Genomic DNA, 17,881 nt, shown 5'->3' with positions numbered 1-17,881 from the left:
CTTAAAGCTTAACGCCTACCGCTTAAAGCTACTCAAAGCCATGTCCGCTCTCCAACCTTCCCGCACCAAATATCGCAAATCGATGAAGGGCTCCCGCGCTGGCAATGCCAAGCGCGGCAACACGCTCGCCTTCGGTGAATTTGGCCTACAGTCCCTCTCCCGCGGTCCCATGACCGGTCGCCAGATCGAGGCCGCTCGCGTCACCATCGCTCGCCACTTGAAGCGCAAGGGCAAGCTCTGGATCCGCGTGTTCCCCCACAAGCCCGTCACCAAGAAGCCCGCCGAAGTGCGCATGGGTCAAGGTAAGGGCCCGGTGGAATACTACACCGCCACCATCAAGCCCGGCGCCGTCCTCTTCGAACTCGCCGGCGTTCCCGCCACCATCGCGAAGGAGGCCTTCCGCCTCGCCGACGCCAAGCTGCCCTTCCGCTGCCGCTTCATCGTGCGCGAAGGCGTGGCCGTCTAACCACAGGAAAACGTCACCATGACTTCCAAGGAAATCCGCGAACTCTCGCCCGCCGAGATCACCACCAAGCTCCGCGCCACCCGCGACGAGCTCCTCCAGCTCCGCCTGCGCAAGCACACCGGCCAGGTCGAGAAGCCGCACACGATCCGCGTCCTCCGCAAGGACATCGCGCGCCTCGAGACCATCCTCACCGAGAAGAAATCCAAGAAGACCGCCGCTGCCTAAGGCGCGCGTAACCGCACAAGACCATGTCTACTCACGCACGTCACGCCGCCCGCAAGACCGAGATCGGTTTTGTCACCTCCAAGATGGGCGACAAATCCGTCAAGGTCACCGTCCCTTACAAGACGCCGCACCCGCTTTACGGCAAAGTCATCAACCGCAAGACCGTCCTTCACGTCCACGACGAGAAGAACGAGTCCAAGGTCGGTGACAAGGTCGAGGTCATGGAGACCCGCCCGATGAGCCGCCTCAAGCGCTGGCGCATCGTCCGCGTCGTCGAAGCCGTCGTCCAGCCGATCGGCGCCGCCGTCACCGAGACCGACGTCGCTGCCGTCGTCCCGACCAAGACCAAAAAAGCCAACGAGTCCGCCGCCGCGGCCCCGAAAGCCTAACCGCACGAGGAGAACACCACCATGATCCAGATGCGTTCCATTCTCGACATCGCCGACAACACCGGCGCGCGCCGCGCGTCCATGATCGGCCGTATCGGTCAAAACACCCGCTACGCGCACGTCGGCGACATCATCACCGTCAACATCAAGGAGAGCAGCACCGACGCCACGGTTAAGAAGGGTGAAGTCCACAAGGCCGTCATCGTTCGCACCAAGGCGGCGCTCCGTCGCGCCGACGGCAGCTATCTCCGCTTCGACAGCAACGCGATCGTCATCATCGGCGAAGACGGCAACCCGAAGGGCACCCGCATCTTCGGCCCCGTCGCCCGCGAGCTCCGCGCGAAGAACTACATGAAGATCATCTCCCTCGCCCCGGAGGTCCTCTGACCATGCAAAAATTCCATATCAAGAAGAACGACCAGGTCGTCGTCATCTCCGGCTCCCACAAGGGCAAGACCGGCAAAGTCCTCGAAGTCCTCGCGGCCAAGAACCGCGCGGTCGTCGAAGGCGTCGCGATGATCAAGAAGCACCTGAAGAAGTCTCAGGAAAACCCGCAGGGCAAAATCGCCGAGCGCGAAGGTTCGATCCACGTCTCGAACCTCATGCTCCAGTCCCGCTTCGACGCCTCGAAGAAGCGCGCCAAGAAAACCGAAGCCAAGAAGGCCTAACGCCTCTCACCTAATTCGCCCGCTTGGAAACCGGGCACCCGAAAATGAGCAAAGATAACGTCCCGCCTCTCAAGAAAACCTACTTCGAGCAAGTCGTGCCCGCCCTCATGGCGTCGCGCAGCTACAAGAACAAGCACCAGGTTCCCAAGCTCGAGAAGATCGTCCTCAACACCGGCATCGGCGCCGACGCCGATAAGAACCAGATCGCCGACACCGCGCGCGACATGGGCCTCATCGCCGGTCAGAAGCCGATCCTCAACAAATCACGCAAGGCCATCGCCAACTTCAAGCTGAAGCAGGGCCAGGTCGTCGGCTGCAGCGTCACCCTCCGCGGCGACAGCATGTGGCACTTCCTCATGCGCCTCCTCGCGGTCGCGCTGCCCACCATCCGCGACTTCCGCGGCGTGCCCAACAAGCTCGACGGCCAGGGCAACTACAACATCGGCATCACCGATTTCACCATCTTCCCCGAGATCACCGTCGAAAGCGCCAAGCGCCACATGGGTCTCGACATCACCCTCGTGACCTCGGCCCACACCGACGAGGAAGCTCGCGAGCTCCTCAAGCTTCTCGGCATGCCGTTCCGCCGCACCGAGCAGGCTGCCGCCGCCAAACCCGCCTAACCTTCCCGCACCATGCCGAAGACCTCCTCCATCGAGCGCAACAAGAAGCGCATCAAGCTCGCCGACAAGTTCGCCGCCAAGCGCGCCGAGCTGAAGGCGATCCTCTCGAATCCCGCCACCACCGACGAGGAATTCTACGCCGCCCAGAAGAAGCTCCAGAAGCTTCCCCGCAACTCCGCCAAGGAGCGCATCCGCAACCGCTGCTCCATGAGCGGCCGTCCGCGCGGCTTCAACCGCAAGTTCGGCGTGTCCCGCCTGACCTTCCGCGAGCTCGCCCTCGCCGGCAAGATCCCCGGCGTCACCAAGTCCTCCTGGTAAACCCTTTGGCCCACGGGGGTCGGATATGACCCGCGCGGCCCAGTCCAACAACATCCAACCATGACCGATCCGATCAGTGATTTCCTGACCCGCCTCCGCAATGCGTCGAAGGCCGGCCAGTCCCAGTGCGTCGCCCCGCACTCCAAGATGAAGGAGAGTCTCGCGACGATCCTCAAAGCCGAAGGCTTCGTCCGCGAAGTCACCACCGGCACCGACGACCGTGGCCACAAGACCCTCGTCGTCGCCCTCAAATACGTCGACAACACCCCGGTCATCACCGGCATCAAGCGTGAGTCGACCCCGGGCCGTCGCGTCTACTTCAGCTACACCGACCTCCCGCGCGTCCTCAACGGCCTCGGCATGGCCATCGTCTCGACGTCCAAGGGCCTCATGAAGGACCAGGACGCCCGCCGCAACAAGCTCGGTGGCGAGCTCGTCTGCACCGTCTGGTAAGGAGCACCCGCACCATGAGCAGAATTGGCAAACAACCCGTTCAGATCCTCGACAAGGTCAAGGTCGACATCAAAGGCACCACGGTGTCCGTCGACGGCCCCAAGGGCAAAGTCTCGAAAACCTTCGCGCCCGTCGTGAAGATCGAGAAGAAGGACAACACCATCGTTGTCTCGCCCACCGAGGAAACCCGTTTCTCCCGCGCCATGTATGGCACCGCCCGCTCGGTCATCGCCGGTATGGTGAAGGGCGCCGCCGTCGGCTACGCGAAGGAACTCGAGATCCAAGGCGTCGGCTTCAAGGCCGCGCTCAAGGGCAAGCAGCTCGACCTCTCGCTCGGCTACTCGCACCAGATCCTCCACGACATCCCCGAGGGCATCAAGGTCACCGTCACCGACGGCACGAAGCTCAAGGTCGAAGGCGCTGACAAACAGCTCGTCGGCCAAGTCACTTCCGAGATCCGCGCCTACTACCCGCCCGAGCCTTACAAGGGCAAGGGTGTCCGCCTCGTCGGCGAGTTCGCCGAGCGCGTCCGCCGCAAGGAAGGCAAGACCGTCGCCTAACGCCACCACCCGAAAGGCAGCATAACCATGTCCAATACGATTCAGAAAGCCGCGCTCCTTCAGAAGCGCAAGTGGCGCATCCGCAAGACGGTCACCGGCACCGCCGCCCGTCCGCGCCTCTCCGTCAAATTCTCCGGCAAGCACATCTACGCGCAGGCCATCGACGACGCCGCCGGCAAGACCCTCGTGTTCCTCTCCACGCTCGACGCCGACGTGAAGAAGCAGAACGCCAAGGGCAACGTCTCCGGCGCCAAGCTCGTCGGCACCGCCTTCGCCGCCAAGGCCAAGGCCGCCGGCATCAACGCCGTGGTGTTCGACCGCAACGGTCGCCGCTACCACGGCCGCGTCAAAACCTTCGCCGACGCCGCGCGCGAAGGTGGCCTCCAATTCTAAACACCGCCCATGGCTAACAACAACAGGTCCTATTCCGCCAATCAGAATGCCGAGAACGACTCCGGCATGATTGAGAAGGTCGTCTACATCAACCGCTGCGCCAAGGTGGTGAAGGGTGGTCGTCGCTTCAGCTTCTCCGCTCTCGCCGTCGTCGGCGACGGCAAGGGCAACGTCGGCATCGGCTACGGCAAGGCGAACGAAGTTCCCGACGCCATCAAGAAGTCGACCGAAGCCGCCAAGAAGCGCCTCTACCCGGTCAAGCTCCGCGGTGATACCATCCCGCACGAAGTCCTCGGCCAATATGACGGCGGCAAGGTGTTCCTCCGCCCCGCGACCCCCGGCACCGGCCTCATCGCCGGCGGCGGCGTCCGCGCCGTCCTCGAAGCCGCGGGCGTCAAGAACGTCCTCACGAAGTCGATGGGTTCCAAGAACCACATCGCCGTCGTGCACGCCACGTTCAACGGCCTCCGCAAGCTCCGCATGGCGGAAGACTTCAAGGCCGCGCGCGCCTGATTGAAAAATTAATCCGAGTCGCCCTTCGCCGGAGTAGGCGAGGGGCGGCGACCCAAACTTAGGAATCCAAGAAAATGCGTCTCCACACTCTCAAGAACGTCAAAGGTGCCACCCACCGTCGCAAGCGCGTCGGTTGCGGCGAAGGCGGCGGCCACGGCAAAACGTCCGGCAAGGGCGGCAAGGGCCAGACCGCGCGCTCCGGCGGCTCGATCCGTCCCGGCTTCGAAGGCGGCCAGATGCCCCTTTACCGCAAGCTCCCGCACCGCGGCTTCAACAACTACAACTTCCGCACGAGCTACGCCGTCGTGAACGTCGGCGATCTCGCGAAGCTCGACGCCTCGGTCACCGAGGTGAACGTTGAAGCGCTCGTGAAGGCCGGCTTGATCCGCGCCGACGGCGCGCTGCTCAAGGTCCTCGGCGACGGTGAAATCACCCGCGCGCTGAAGGTCACCGCGACGAAGTTCACCGGCTCCGCCAAGGAAAAGATCGAGAAAGCCGGCGGCCAGGCGATCGTCGCCTGAGCGCTGCATCGCATCTCAAGATGGCGGACCGTGGAACTCCCCGAGTTACCCGGTCCGCTTTCTGCGTCTAGTTTGTAGCCCCAGTTTTTCCCAACAGACATGTTTTCCGCCTTCACGAACTCGATGAAGATTCCCGAGCTCCGCTCGCGAATCCTCTACACGCTGTCGCTGCTCTTCGTGGCGCGCGTCGGCGCCCACATCCCGCTGCCGGGTCTCGACCCGCAGCCGCTCCTGAAGTTCTTCGAGGAGCAGACCGCCAACGGTGGCGGCGCCCTCGTGGGGCTCTACAACATGTTCACGGGCGGCGCGCTCCTCAAGGGCGCCGTCTGCGCGCTCGGCATCATGCCCTACATCAGCGCGTCCATCATCTTCCAGCTGATGACCGCGGTGGTCCCGCAGCTCAGCCGCCTCCAACAGGAAGGCGACGTCGGCCGCCAGAAGCTCACGCAATACACCCGCTACCTCACCGTGGCGATCTGCGTGATCCAAGGTGTGCTGCTCATCCTCGCGCTCGAGAATCCAGCCCGCCTGTTCCAAGGCTACGACATCAACCACTACGGTTCGATCGTCCTCGTGAACAAGGGCTGGTTCCTCGTCACGTCGACGGTCTTCATGACCGCCGGCACGCTCCTCATGATGTGGCTCGGTGAGCAGATCACCCAGCGCGGCATCGGCAACGGCGTCTCGCTCCTGATCACGGTCGGCATTCTCGCCGACATCCCGGGCGCGGCGATGTCCACCTACCAGCTGTTCTTCGCCCCGGTTGGCACCGCCAGCCTCGGTCTGCCGCAGGCGGTCATGATGATCGCTTTGTTCCTCATCGTCACGATGGGCATCATCGCCGTCACGCAGGGCCAGCGTAAGATTCCGGTCCAATACGCGAAGCGCGTCGTCGGCCAGAAGGTCTACGGCGGCCAGAGCTCGTTCCTCCCGCTCAAGGTGAACTACTCGGGCGTCATGCCCGTCATCTTCGCGAGCGCCATCCTGCTGTTCCCGACGCAGATTTTCTCCCAGCTCGGCGCCGCGTTCGACATCAAGATCCTCATCGAGATGGCCAACGCGCTCACCCGCGGCCACTGGAGCTACTACGTCTTCGACGCGCTCCTGATCCTCTTCTTCAGCTATTTCTGGGTGTCCGTGATGTTCAAGCCGATCCAGGTCGCCGATGATCTGAAGAAATACGGCGGCTACATCCCCGGCGTCCGCCCCGGCGAACCGACCGCGAGCTTCCTCGATTTCGTGATGACCCGCCTCACGCTCGCGGGCGCGATCTTCCTCACGATCATCGCGATCATCCCGGACGGCCTGCTGAACTTCTTCAAGGTTCCGCCCCGCGTCGCCTACTTCTTCGGCGGCACCGGCATGCTCATCACCGTCGGCGTCATCCTCGACACGATGCGCCAGATCGAGACGTTCCTCCTGCAACGCCACTACGACGGCTTCCTCAAGAAGGGTCGCATCCGTGGTCGCAGCACCTCGGCGCAAATGGCGCTGGGCGAGGCCGCCTCGGACAAGACGGTCATGCAGCTCGTCGCGGTCATGGTGGTCATCCTGCTCGTCGGTCTCGGCGCGTGGGCGATCCGCCGCTTCGCTCTTTAATCTCTTTACTTCGGTGAAAAGGGCTGAACACTCCAGCGCCTTTTCCGCCCTCGCGTCCGCGAAGGCGAAGGTAGTTCTCCTCGGTCCAATCGATTCGCTTCCCGCGGATTTCCTGAACCAGGCCCGTTCTTTCTCAATTGAGCACGTCTCTCCTGCTTCTCTCGTGCAACAGGAGATTTCGCGACGCACGGCGCTCGGCCAAAAAGCCGCAGCCTCGCTCGCCCGCTCCGGCTCCGGCCTGAGCGACGACCTCACCCTCGCGGTCCTCCGCAAGTGGTTTTGGGCGCGCAAACCCGATGCGGGATTCCTCCTCGAAGGCTTCCCGGCTACGCTGCTCCAAGCAAAAGTGTTCGACGAGTGGGTCGAAGCCCGCGGTGAAACGCTCACCGCCGTCCTCGACTCCGACTCCGCGTCTGCGGAGGTCGCAACACACTACCGCACGCAAGGGCTCCTCACGGGAGCCGCTCGCATCGCCGCCTGATGTCCATTCCCATTAAAAACGCGGAGGGCATCCGTCGGATGCGCGAAGCCTGCAGCATCGCCGCCACCGTTTTGGCGAAGATGAAAGAGCAGGTCCGGCCCGGTATCACCACATACGACTTGGATCAGATCGGTCGCGAAATCATCGCGTCGTTCGGCGCTCGCAGCGCCTGTTACGGCTACCAGCTGCACGCGAGCCGCTATCCCGCCTACACCTGCCTTTCGGTCAACGAAGAGGTCGTCCACGGCATCGGCTCGCTCAAGCGCATCCTGCGCCAAGGCGACATCATCTCGCTCGACGTCGTGGTCGAATACAACGGCTACATCGGCGACAACGCCACCACCGTTCCCGTCGGCCCGATCGCCCCGCGTGTCGCGGAGCTCCTCAAAATCACCGAGGAAGCCCTCGCCATCGGCATCGCGCAGGCCCAGGTCGGCAATCGCATCGGCGACATCTCGCACGCCGTGCAGACCTACGTCGAAGCCGCCGGCTTCAGCGTCGTCCGCGAAATGGTCGGTCATGGGGTGGGGCAGTCGATGCACGAAGAGCCGCAGATCCCGAACTTCGGCCGGAAAAACTCCGGCGAGAAGATCAAGCCCGGCATGACCCTCGCGATCGAACCCATGGTGAACATGGGCCGTTACGCGGTCCGCACGCTGAGCGATCACTGGACGGTCGTCACCGCCGACGGCCAACCCTCCGCACACTTCGAACACACCGTGCTCACGACCGATTCCGGCCCCGAGATCCTCACGATCCCGAAGGCCACCTAAACAAGCCACTTTTCTCAAACCGCAACTCCCTGCCTCGCCGTAGCTCGCCAGAGCGAAGGCGGGTCAACAACCAACTCTCAACTAAACCAAACATGCCTCGTCTCCTCGGCGTTGAACTCCCCGCCAAAAAGAAGATCGGATTCTCCCTCCGATACATCTACGGCATTGGCCCTGCCCGTGCCGACCTGATCATCGAGACCGCCGGTCTCGACGCCAACATGCGCGCCTCGGATCTCACCGAGGAGCAGCTGAACAAGATCCTCCACATCATCACCGACAACAAGTGGGTGGTGGAGGGCGATCTCCGCCGCGAAATCGCGGGTAATCTCAAGCGCCTCCAGGCGATCAATTGCTACCGTGGCATCCGCCACCGTCGCGGCCTCCCGGTCCGCGGCCAGCGCACCAGCACCAACGCCCGCACCCGCAAGGGCCCGCGCAAGACCGTTGGCGTCACGAAGGCCAAGGAAGCTTAATCTTAAAAACCCATCTCCATGTCCGAAGAGAAATCCGCTCCGAAGAAGGAAAAGGCGCCCAAGAAGGACGCCGCTGCTGGCGCCGCTGCGCCCGCCGCTGAAAAGCCCGCGAAGGCCCCCAAGGCCCCGAAGGCCGACGCTGCCGCCGAAGGCGCTGCGCCCGCCGCTCCGGTCGAGCCCGCGAAGCCCGTCGAACTCGTCGGCGGCGTTCCGAAGGCCCCGTCCGCCGAAGACCTCCTCAAGGAAGAGCTTGGCGCCGTCAAGGTCCGCAAGGCCAAGGGCTCCAAGAACGTCACCTCCGGCATCGCCAACGTCACCGCGACGTTCAACAACACGATCGTCTCGATCACCGACGCCAAGGGCAACGTGATCTCCTGGTCGTCCGCCGGTAAGTGCAATTTCCGCGGCTCCCGCAAGTCCACCGCCTACGCCGCGCAGGTCGTCGCCCAAGACGCCGCCCGCAACGCCATGGCGCACGGCCTCAAGGAAGTTCAGATCCGCGTCAGCGGTCCCGGCCTCGGTCGCGACTCCGCCATCCGCGGTCTCCAAGCCATCGGCCTGGAAATCTCCTCCATCATCGACGTCACCCCGGTGCCGCACAATGGCTGCCGCCCGCGCAAGCGCCGTCGCGTCTAACCTCAACTTCTAAGGAACTCCTACCATGGCCCGTTATACCGGACCCACCACCCGCGTCAGCCGCCGCTTCGGCACCTACGTCCTCGGTTCCGCCAAGGTTCTCGAGCGCCGCAACTTCCCGCCCGGCCAGCACGGCCCGAAGTCCCGCCGCAAGCTCTCCGAATACGCCGTCGGCCTCGCCGAGAAGCAGAAGCTCCGCTTCATCTACGGTCTCCTCGAGCGCCAATTCCGCCGCGTCTTCGCGGTCGCGAAGAAAGAGCGCGGCGTCACCGGCGAGCGCTTCCTGCAGCTCCTCGAGACCCGCCTCGACAGCGTCGTCTACCTCCTCGGCTTCGCCAAGAGCCGCGCCCAGGCGCGCCAGCTCGTCAACCACGGCCACGTGAAGGTCAACGGCCGCAAGGTCGACATCGCCAGCTACACGCTCAACGCCGGCGACACCATCGAGATCAAGGCCTCGAACAACTCCCGCCAGATCGTCACCCGCTCCGTCGAAGAGAGCCGCGCGCGCGTGGTTCCCGGCTGGCTGACGCGCAACGACGAGGCGCTTTCCGCGGTTGTCAATCGCCTCCCGACGCGCGATGAGATGGATCCGTCCATCAACGAGCAGCTCATCGTCGAGTTCTACTCGCGCTTCTGAGCCCGCAGGGCTCATCTCGCCTTAGCCCATCCGGGCGAAGGCGGATCGAGCCCAGCCTCCACTTCCGAAAGCACTCCAACTTCTCCATCTCCAACCAGAGATAAATCACATGCCCAAGCGTCTCGGAAAATTCGAACTCCCCTCCAAGCTCACGAAAGTCGAGGAGGGCGCCACCAACACTTACGCCAAGTTCATCGCCGAGCCCTTCGAAGCCGGCTACGGCCACACCGTCGGCAACTCGCTGCGCCGCGTGCTCCTCTCGTCCATCGAGGGCAGCGCCATCAGCTCGATCAAGATCGACGGCGTGAATCATGAGTTCCAGTCCATCGACGGCGTCGTCGAGGACGTCACCGACATCGTCCTTAACCTGAAGAAAATCCTCATCGTCTCCGAAAAGCGCGAGGCGATGAAGCTGCTCCTCAAGGTCAACAAGGAAGGCCCCGTCGCCGCCGCCGACATCCAGCTCGACGCCGGCGTCAAGATCATCAACCCCGACCAGGTCATCTGCACCCTCGACACGAAGCGCGCCTTCGAAGCCGAGATCGAGATCAAGACCGGTCGTGGCTACTGCCCCGGCGAAGAGAACAAGAAGGAAGACCAAGCCATCGGCGTCATCCCGATCGACTCGCTCTTCTCGCCTGTTCGCCTCGTCCGTTACGCGGTCGAAAACACCCGCGTCGGCCAGATCACCGATTACGACAAGCTCGTCCTCGAAGTCTGGACGGACGGCCGCATCACGCCGGACGACTCCCTCAAGCAGTCCGCCTCGATCCTCAAGCACCACCTCGACGTGTTTGATCGCGTCTCGCAGGAGAGCTACGAGTTCGAGTCGCAGGCCGCCGAGGTCTCCGAAGAGCAGAACAAGCTCCGCAAGCTGCTCAACATGTCCGTCAACGAGATCGAGCTCTCGGTCCGTGCGGCGAACTGCTTGAACAACGCGAACATCACCACGGTCGGCGAACTCGCCATGAAGACCGAGCAGGAGATGCTCAAGTATCGCAACTTCGGCAAGAAGTCGCTCAACGAAATCAAGGAGAAGCTCGAAGCCCTCGGCCTTTCGCTCGGCATGAAGTTCGACGAGCGCCTCCTCGAGACCAAGAAGGAACTCTAAGCCGATCCGCTTTCCGCCGAAGACTCGCGGCCCACCGCCGCGAGTCTTTGTGTCGAAGGCGCCTAAAACTTAATCCCGGCTCTCGCGCCGTCCGCTGCCGCCCAACGCTGCGACCGGATTGCCGATCGGGAGCCGATAACCAAACCAGACAATGCGTCACAATAAACACCACGCCTCCCTCGGCGTCACCCGCGAGCACCGCGCCGCCATGCTTTCCAACATGGGCGCCTCGCTCATCAAGCATGGTCGCATCGAGACCACCCTCACGAAGGCCAAGGCCCTGCGCCCCTTCATCGAGAAGGTGATCACGAAGGCCAAGAAGGCCGCCGCGCTCCCGAAGGAAAACGGCAAGCTCTCCGCTTCCGCCATCCACCTGCGCCGCCTCGCGCTGAAGGACATTCGCGATGAAGGCGCCATCACGGTGCTCTTCAACGAGAAGGTCGCCCAGTTCGAGAAGCGCACCGGCGGTTACACCCGCATCTACAAGCTCGCTCCCCGCCGCATCAGCGACGCCGCCGAAATGGCGCTGATCGAGTTCGTCGGTGCCGACGACCAAGGCTACAAGAAGTCCAAGGGCGCCAAGAAGGCGAAGAAGACCAAGGCCGCCGCTCCGGCTGCCGAGACCGCTCCCGCCGCCGAAGCCGCCAAGGCCTAAGCTCGCGAAAAGCTAAAATACTCTCAACGCGCCGCGCTCTCCCGAGCCGGCGCGTTTTTCTTTGGCGAGGCATTTCCGGTGGCGGCCATCGACGGCCGCGCTGAAGCCCCGTCATCGCGCTTGCCGCGGCCGTCGTTTCCGAAGTGCGCTTGCGGCGCAGTGTGGCGATTGCTGTTCCGCCGCGTGTCCGCGCTGGCGCGCGCAACAATCTCTCTCGTCACGTGGCAAGCGGTCGCGTAATAGCGACGGGTCCATCTTCGTTGTCATGAGCCGACGTCCTCTTCTCCTTCTTGCCTCGTTGATCGTCGCTGCCGTGGTTTTCGGCGGCGAACTTTCCGCCCAGTCGCTCCGGGATTTTTCCACGCTCGACGCCTGGATCGCGAAAGCGCCGGGCATGGACCTGAAGTTGTCCCGCGTCGACACGCCTCACGGCGCGGCGATGCGCTTCGATTACGACTTCCAGATCTCCGGCAATTTTGCCCTCGTGCACCAGGATTGCGACGTGCCGGTGCCGGGCAATTTCGAGCTCAGCTTCTGGCTCAAGGCGGATTCGCCGGACAACAACATCGAGATCAAGTTGGAGGACGTCACCGGCAACACCTATTGGTATCGCCGGGATTCGTATCGTTGGCCGAAGGAGTGGACGCACGTCGTCCTGCGCAAACGGCTCATCGCTTTCGCATGGGGGCCGAAATCCTCGGCCGAACTCACCCAGCTCAAGTCGATCGAGTTCGTCGTCTCCGCGAGTGGCGCCGGCAAGAAAGGCGTCATTCAGCTCGCGGGCCTCGCGATCACTCCGCTGGGCGACTACGGCAAATTCAGCGATCCGATCACCGAGGTAACGAGCAACGTTCCCTCGACCGGTCGCGATGACTGGCGGACGGCCGGCCCCGTCTCCGAGGCCGACGTGGATCTCCACTTCGCCAAGCCCGTCGAGTTTGGCGGCCTCGAGATCGAGTGGCAGCCGTCCTCGGCGCCGGCCTCCTACGACGTCCTCACCTCGCTCGACGGCGCTGATTGGAAGCTCGCGCGGACCGTCGAGCAGCCGAGCCGCAAAATCGATCTCGTGTTCACTCCCGACGCGGAAGCACGCGTGATTCGTCTCCGCGCGAGGGCCCACGCGGCGGCGATCGGACTCAAGCGAGCGAAGCTACTTCCTCCCGAATTGGCCAACACCGGGGCAGGTTTGCTGAAGGCTTCCGCGCAATCCTCACCTCCGGGATACTACCACCGCCATCTGCTGAAGCAGCAGGCGTATTGGACGTTGGTCGGCTACAGCGGCGGCAAAGAAAAGGCGCTGATCTGCGAGGACGGCCAAATCGAATTGGCCAAGGGCAAGCCGAGCATCGATCCGTTCGTCGTGGTGGATGGCAAAGTCTACCACTGGGCGAACACCGAGGAGACGCAGGGCCTGTTGGACGACTACCTGCCGCTGCCGTGGGTCGAGCGCTCCGGCCCGGTCGGCCTGCGTGTCTCCAGTTTCGCCACCAAGGACGCCGGAGGCACGGTGTATGCCTGCTACACGCTCACGAATCGCGAGCCGACCGCGAAGCAGGCCAAGCTGGTCCTCGCCCTCCGGCCCATTCAGGTCAACCCGGAGTGGCAGCACAGCGGCATCCAGTCCGAAATCAGAAACCTGACCGTGACGCCGAACGCTCTGTCCTTCGGCGCGGATCAGAAGATTTCTCTGCTCACTCCCGCCGATCAAGTCGGCGCGACGACCTTTGCGGACGGCGAAATGGGACGGCGGCTGCAATTCGGCGATTTGCCGACCAGCGCCGCCGCGGAGGACTCCGCAGGCCTCGCGTCCGGTTTTGCCGCATACGACGTCACCCTCGCGCCCGGTGAATCCAAGAGCTTTTGGTGGCGCTACAGTGTGAGCGGCCCGTCCGACGCGGGCGCGAAGACCGTCGCCGAAGCCGTCGCCCTCGAGCGCAAAGTCGCCGACGAGTGGCGCAGCGCTTTGGCGTCGGTGAAAATCCAACTCCCCGAGAGCGAGCAGCGGCTGGTGAATCTCATCCGCTCGAACATCGCCTACATCATGATCAACCGGGACGGCGTGCGTCTTCAGCCCGGCAGCCGGAACTACAACCGCTCCTGGATCCGCGACGGCGCGTTGATGAGTGCGGCGATGATGCACTTCGGCGTGATGGAGCCCGCGCGCGAATTCATCGAGTGGTATACGCCGTTTGTCCGCGCGGACGGCTACGTGCCGGCGATCATCGAAAACGACCAACCGTTGCCCATTTTGGAGTGCGACTCGTTCGGCCAATACATCTATCTCGTCGCGGAATACTGGAAATTCAGCCGCGACGAGGCGTTCGCCGCGCGCTACTTCCCGGTCGTCAAGCGCGTCGCCGACTACATCGAGAAATTGCACCGCGAAGGGCAGGAGGCGTATCGCGGCGCGACCGGCAAGGAAGCGCTGTATTACGGCCTGTTGCCACCGTCGATCAGCCACGAAGGCTACGGCTCGCCCGTCCATTCCTATTGGGACAATTACTTCGCGATTCTCGGCCTGAAGGAAGCCGCCGAGCTGGCCGTGGCGGTCGGGCAACCCGACGAGGCGGCGCGTTATCGGGCGGTCGCGACCGATCTCCGCCGCGACGTCGTGAACTCGATCGTGGCCACCGCCAAGTTCTACCAGATCGACGAAATCGCCAGTTGCCCCGACTACGGCGAGGGCGACCCGAGCGGCGTGTCGATCCTCGTGAATCCGTGCAACGAGATGTCCTTCATGCCGCGCGAACTCTTGAAGAACACGTTCGATGCCTACTACGCCCGTTGCCAGGCGCGCGCGGACGGCACGACGAAGTGGAGCGGCTACACGCCCTACGAATTCCGCAATATCGGCGTGTTCGCCCGCTACGGCGACAAGGAGCGCGCGATGTGGCTGATGCGTTGGTTCGCCAAGGACACGCGTCCACCGGGTTGGAATCACTGGGCCGAAGTCGTCTTCAACGACCTTCGCGCGCCCGTCTACATCGGCGACATGCCGCACACCTGGTGCGCCGCCGAGTTCGTGCGCGAGATTCGCGACTACTTCACCTACGAGGAGGACTTGGACAAATCGCTGGTGTTCTGCTCCGGCGTGCCGGCGGAATGGCTGCACGGCCGCGGCATCGAAGTGCAGGACCTGCCCACCGCCTACGGCCGCATCAGCTTGAAAGCCTCGACCGTCGGCGCGGCCGATGTCTACCAAGTCACCGGCAACGTGCACGCCCCGGGCGGCATCTGGCTGGTGGCGGCTCGGAGCGCGCAGCCCAAATCCGTCACCGTCAACGGCGCGTCCGTCGCGCCCGCGACGCGGATCAAGCTGCCGACGCTGCCGGCAAAGGTGGAGTTCGGCTATTGATCGCCGGCCGTCGTCGCTGCGATGCGCGGTGCTTTGCGCTCGCGGAAACACTGCGTCAGCTGCGGAGCGCGGGTGACTCGACGCGCTCGATCGGCCGGCTTTGACCTTGGCGAGAGACGCGTTCCGTTTCATTGGTGTTCGCGATGACGCCTCCCAGCTTCACCCTCGACATCCTGCTCTACGGACTGTGCGTCATCGGACTCTTCCTCGCGCTCTGGTTCTACTACGATCGGCGTGACCGCGCGCTCTACGACGCCGGCCGGCGCAAGATCTCGTTCCACTGCGTCCGCTGCAATCACCTCTACACGCAGCCCGCGGGAACGGACACCGCGCCGTGCCCGAAATGCGGACACGAGAACGTCCGCCTGAAATTTTGACGCGGTTGTTCGAGAAGTGCCCGCAATCGCCTTCCTGCCTGCGACGGGGCGAGGAATGATCCAAGCGCTCCCGCGCGACCGGCACAGCGCCCCGTCGTGACACGCGCGCCCTGATTTTTTCGTTTCTTTCGCGGGGAAACTTTCCCAGCTTCCCGCATGGCGCAGACAATTGCCGTTCTCGATTTCGGCTCCCAACTCACGCAGGTCATCGCCCGTCGCATCCGCGAGTGCGAGGTCTACTCGAAGATCTACCACTTCTCCACGCCCGCCGCCAAACTCCGCGAAGACGGCGTCGTCGGCATCATCCTCTCGGGTGGCCCGCAAAGCGTCTACGCGAAGACCGCGCCGCATCCGGATCCTGAAATCTTCAAGCTCGGCGTGCCCGTCCTCGGCATTTGCTACGGGGTGCAACTCATGGGCCACTTCCTCGGCGGCAAGGTCGAGCTCTCCAAAGCCCGCGAATACGGCCACGGCCACCTGACGATCCAGAAACCCGGCAAACTCTTCAAAGGCCTGCCGCGCAAGCTGCGCATCTGGAATTCCCACGGCGACAAACTCATCAAGCTCCCGCCGGGCTTCGCCGCCATCGGCACCTCCGAAAACTCGCCGTTCTCCGCCATCGAGGACGCGAAGCGGAAGTTCTACGGCATCCAGTTTCACCCGGAGGTTTTCCACACCGAGCGCGGCGTGGACATGATCCGCAACTTCCTCGTCGGCGTCTGCGGCGCGAAGCAGGACTGGACCACCAAGGACTTCATCGCCCATGCCGTCGCGGACATCCGCGCCAAAGTGGGGAAGGGCCGCGTCCTCCTCGGTCTCTCCGGCGGCGTCGACTCGTCCGTCGCGGCCGCGCTGCTGCACAAGGCCATCGGCAAACAGCTCACGTGCGTCTTCGTCGACAACGGCCTCCTCCGCAAGGGCGAGCGCGACTACGTCCGCGAACTCTACGGCAAGCACTTCAACATCGACCTGCGCGTTGTGGACGCCTCCGCGCTGTTCCTCAAGCGCCTCAAGGGCGTCACCGAGCCCGAGACGAAGCGCAAGATCATCGGCCGCACCTTCGTCGAAGTCTTCGAGAAAACCCTCAAGGACATCGGCCGCACCGCCGAATTCCTCGGCCAGGGCACGCTCTATCCGGACGTCATCGAGTCCGTCTCGATCCAGGGCAACCCGGCCTCGCTGATCAAAACGCACCACAACGTCGGCGGCCTGCCCGAGCGCATGAAGCTCAAGCTCATCGAGCCGCTCCGCGAACTCTTCAAAGACGAGGTCCGCAAGGTCGGCGCCGCGCTCGGCCTCCCGCGCGAGGTTGTCTGGCGCCAACCGTTCCCCGGCCCGGGCCTCGGCGTCCGCGTGATGGGCGACATCACCGCCGACAAACTCGAAATCCTCCGCAACGCTGACGCCGTGCTCCAAGAGGAGATGATGGCCTCCGGCTATTACTGGAAGGTCTGGCAGTCCTTCGCGGTCTTCCTCCCGGTCAAGACCGTCGGCGTCTTCGGCGACGAGCGCACCTACGACTACGTCATTGCGCTCCGCATCGTCGAGAGCACCGACGCCATGACCGCCGACTGGGCCAAACTCCCGCACGAGCTGATCCAGAAAATCTCCAGCCGCATCACCAACGAGGTGCGTGGCGTCAGCCGCGTGGTGCTCGATATCAGCTCCAAGCCGCCCGCCACCATCGAGTGGGAGTGAGGGACGGCCAGGTGAACTCCGGCTGCGCAGAGGGAAATCCCCTTGCGCAGCATGGCACCGTTGCCCACCTTTCCGGTCAATTAGCCCCATGAAATTCCGCTGCCTCGTCGCCCTGAGCGCCCTCCTGTTCGCGGCCCAATCCACCTTCGCCGACGCGCGCATCGACCAATGGATCGCCAAGGCCCGTTCCGCCATCGGTCCGGAGTCCGCGATCGAAGCGGTCCAGAGCGTCCACTTCACCGGCACTTTCACGACGACCGAGAAGGTCGCCGACCCGAAGGACGCGACGAAGACCAAGGACGAGACCCTCGTCCTCGCGATCGATATCGTCTTCCAGAAGCCCTACCAGCAGCGCATCATCCGTCGCTCGAACACCATCGTGGAAACCACCGCGCTCGATGGTTACGACGCTTGGGTCCGCCGCGCCGACGCCACCGACAGCAAGAAGTGGCAGATCTCCCTCCTCGACTCCCAGCAGGTCAAACGCCTGCGCGCCAACACGTGGGAAAACCTCTTTTTCTACCGCGGCATCGACAAGCGCGGCGGCAAGGTTGATTTCCTCGGCGAAGCGACCGTCGACGGCAAGGACTGCGTGAAACTCGTCTTCGCCCACGCCGAGAACATCGTTTTCACCCGCTACTTCGACAAAGCCACCGGCCGACTCGTGAAGACCGAGACCGAGAACGGCGGCGAAATCCGCGAAGACGGCGAACTCCGCGCCGGCGGCCTCCGCTTCCCGCGCACCTTGATCAACAAGAGCCCCAACGGCCAGACCGCCACCATCACCTTCGACAGCGTGAAGGTGAACGAGCCGTTCCCGACCGACGCCTTCGCGGTGCCCGCGCTGCTGCCGCAGTAACCCGCGCGCCCACCGCTCGCGCCCTCGCCACGCCGGCCCTCGCGCCGGCGTTTCACTTTTTCTAACGCGAGGTGCGATGCGCCTTATTCATTCGGCGA

At 63.7% G+C, this 17,881-nt stretch carries 24 protein-coding genes; all 24 read left to right on the top strand.

The genetic code is table 11. The features are described 5' to 3' along the window. Nucleotides 1-40 precede the first annotated feature (40 nt). The 24 genes from rplP to HZA32_06475 all read left to right on the top strand — a co-directional run bounded on the left by rplP (nt 41) and on the right by HZA32_06475 (nt 17,783). Nucleotides 41-466 (top strand): 50S ribosomal protein L16, encoded by a 426-nt coding sequence (gene rplP / locus HZA32_06590; protein MBI5423739.1) that lies wholly within the window; start codon nt 41-43, stop codon nt 464-466. Nucleotides 467-484: 18 nt separating this feature from the next. Then, a complete protein-coding gene (gene rpmC, locus HZA32_06585) occupies nt 485-691 on the top strand; it encodes a 50S ribosomal protein L29 (GenBank protein ID MBI5423738.1) in 207 nt (68 codons plus the stop codon). Nucleotides 692-714: 23 nt separating this feature from the next. Then, nucleotides 715-1,080, top strand: a complete 366-nt coding sequence (gene rpsQ / locus HZA32_06580) for a 30S ribosomal protein S17 (GenBank protein ID MBI5423737.1) — start codon at nt 715-717, stop codon at nt 1,078-1,080. Nucleotides 1,081-1,101: 21 nt separating this feature from the next. After that, entirely contained in the window at nt 1,102-1,467 is a 366-nt protein-coding gene (gene rplN, locus HZA32_06575; protein MBI5423736.1) for a 50S ribosomal protein L14, read from the top strand. A gap of 2 nt (nt 1,468-1,469) precedes the next feature. After that, nucleotides 1,470-1,748 carry a 50S ribosomal protein L24 gene (locus HZA32_06570; protein MBI5423735.1) on the top strand — a complete coding sequence of 93 codons (279 nt, stop codon included), beginning with the start codon at nt 1,470-1,472 and terminating at the stop codon, nt 1,746-1,748. A gap of 44 nt (nt 1,749-1,792) precedes the next feature. Beyond that, a complete protein-coding gene (gene rplE, locus HZA32_06565) occupies nt 1,793-2,371 on the top strand; it encodes a 50S ribosomal protein L5 (protein ID MBI5423734.1) in 579 nt (192 codons plus the stop codon). Nucleotides 2,372-2,383: 12 nt separating this feature from the next. Further along, the gene (gene rpsN, locus HZA32_06560) at nt 2,384-2,689 is read left to right on the top strand and encodes a 30S ribosomal protein S14 (GenBank protein ID MBI5423733.1); all 306 of its coding nucleotides are present in this window, start codon (nt 2,384-2,386) and stop codon (nt 2,687-2,689) included. 60 nt (nt 2,690-2,749) lie between these two features. Continuing rightward, nucleotides 2,750-3,142: a 30S ribosomal protein S8 gene (gene rpsH, locus HZA32_06555; GenBank protein MBI5423732.1), complete on the top strand. Its 393-nt coding sequence runs from the start codon at nt 2,750-2,752 to the stop codon at nt 3,140-3,142. A 14-nt stretch (nt 3,143-3,156) separates the two neighbouring features. Then, a complete protein-coding gene (gene rplF, locus HZA32_06550) occupies nt 3,157-3,702 on the top strand; it encodes a 50S ribosomal protein L6 (protein MBI5423731.1) in 546 nt (181 codons plus the stop codon). A gap of 27 nt (nt 3,703-3,729) precedes the next feature. Further along, on the top strand, nt 3,730-4,095 hold the full coding sequence (locus HZA32_06545; protein MBI5423730.1) for a 50S ribosomal protein L18: 366 nt from the start codon (nt 3,730-3,732) through the stop codon (nt 4,093-4,095). A gap of 66 nt (nt 4,096-4,161) precedes the next feature. Further along, nucleotides 4,162-4,608 carry a 30S ribosomal protein S5 gene (rpsE, locus tag HZA32_06540; GenBank protein ID MBI5423729.1) on the top strand — a complete coding sequence of 149 codons (447 nt, stop codon included), beginning with the start codon at nt 4,162-4,164 and terminating at the stop codon, nt 4,606-4,608. Between the two features lie 74 nt (nt 4,609-4,682). Further along, nucleotides 4,683-5,129, top strand: coding sequence for a 50S ribosomal protein L15 (rplO, locus tag HZA32_06535; protein ID MBI5423728.1), 447 nt, complete (start codon nt 4,683-4,685; stop codon nt 5,127-5,129). Between the two features lie 99 nt (nt 5,130-5,228). Beyond that, complete coding sequence (gene secY / locus HZA32_06530; protein ID MBI5423727.1) at nt 5,229-6,728, top strand: preprotein translocase subunit SecY; 1,500 nt, start codon at nt 5,229-5,231, stop codon at nt 6,726-6,728. Between the two features lie 13 nt (nt 6,729-6,741). Further along, on the top strand, nt 6,742-7,209 hold the full coding sequence (locus tag HZA32_06525) for a nucleoside monophosphate kinase (GenBank protein ID MBI5423726.1): 468 nt from the start codon (nt 6,742-6,744) through the stop codon (nt 7,207-7,209). After that, complete coding sequence (gene map, locus HZA32_06520) at nt 7,209-7,982, top strand: type I methionyl aminopeptidase (GenBank protein MBI5423725.1); 774 nt, start codon at nt 7,209-7,211, stop codon at nt 7,980-7,982. Before HZA32_06525 ends, map begins: the two co-directional genes overlap by 1 nt. Before the next feature lie 92 nt (nt 7,983-8,074). Next, on the top strand, nt 8,075-8,455 hold the full coding sequence (gene rpsM / locus HZA32_06515; GenBank protein ID MBI5423724.1) for a 30S ribosomal protein S13: 381 nt from the start codon (nt 8,075-8,077) through the stop codon (nt 8,453-8,455). An 18-nt stretch (nt 8,456-8,473) separates the two neighbouring features. Beyond that, nucleotides 8,474-9,091, top strand: a complete 618-nt coding sequence (rpsK, locus tag HZA32_06510; GenBank protein MBI5423723.1) for a 30S ribosomal protein S11 — start codon at nt 8,474-8,476, stop codon at nt 9,089-9,091. A gap of 25 nt (nt 9,092-9,116) precedes the next feature. Further along, on the top strand, nt 9,117-9,728 hold the full coding sequence (gene rpsD, locus HZA32_06505; GenBank protein MBI5423722.1) for a 30S ribosomal protein S4: 612 nt from the start codon (nt 9,117-9,119) through the stop codon (nt 9,726-9,728). Between the two features lie 109 nt (nt 9,729-9,837). After that, complete coding sequence (locus tag HZA32_06500) at nt 9,838-10,839, top strand: DNA-directed RNA polymerase subunit alpha (protein MBI5423721.1); 1,002 nt, start codon at nt 9,838-9,840, stop codon at nt 10,837-10,839. Nucleotides 10,840-10,990: 151 nt separating this feature from the next. Further along, nucleotides 10,991-11,494 (top strand): 50S ribosomal protein L17, encoded by a 504-nt coding sequence (rplQ, locus tag HZA32_06495; GenBank protein ID MBI5423720.1) that lies wholly within the window; start codon nt 10,991-10,993, stop codon nt 11,492-11,494. Nucleotides 11,495-11,759: 265 nt separating this feature from the next. Further along, on the top strand, nt 11,760-14,849 hold the full coding sequence (locus tag HZA32_06490) for a hypothetical protein (GenBank protein ID MBI5423719.1): 3,090 nt from the start codon (nt 11,760-11,762) through the stop codon (nt 14,847-14,849). A 143-nt stretch (nt 14,850-14,992) separates the two neighbouring features. Continuing rightward, entirely contained in the window at nt 14,993-15,226 is a 234-nt protein-coding gene (locus HZA32_06485; GenBank protein ID MBI5423718.1) for a hydrogenase nickel incorporation protein HypA, read from the top strand. 156 nt (nt 15,227-15,382) lie between these two features. Beyond that, entirely contained in the window at nt 15,383-16,924 is a 1,542-nt protein-coding gene (guaA, locus tag HZA32_06480; GenBank protein MBI5423717.1) for a glutamine-hydrolyzing GMP synthase, read from the top strand. Nucleotides 16,925-17,012: 88 nt separating this feature from the next. Beyond that, a complete protein-coding gene (locus HZA32_06475; protein MBI5423716.1) occupies nt 17,013-17,783 on the top strand; it encodes a hypothetical protein in 771 nt (256 codons plus the stop codon). The last annotated feature ends 98 nt before the right edge of the window (nt 17,784-17,881 follow it).

Source organism: Opitutia bacterium (assembly GCA_016217545.1).
Taxonomy (GTDB): domain Bacteria; phylum Verrucomicrobiota; class Verrucomicrobiia; order Opitutales; family Opitutaceae; genus Didemnitutus.
Note: the sequence above shows the minus strand (reverse complement) of the source record. Positions and strands in the feature narration are given on the sequence as shown.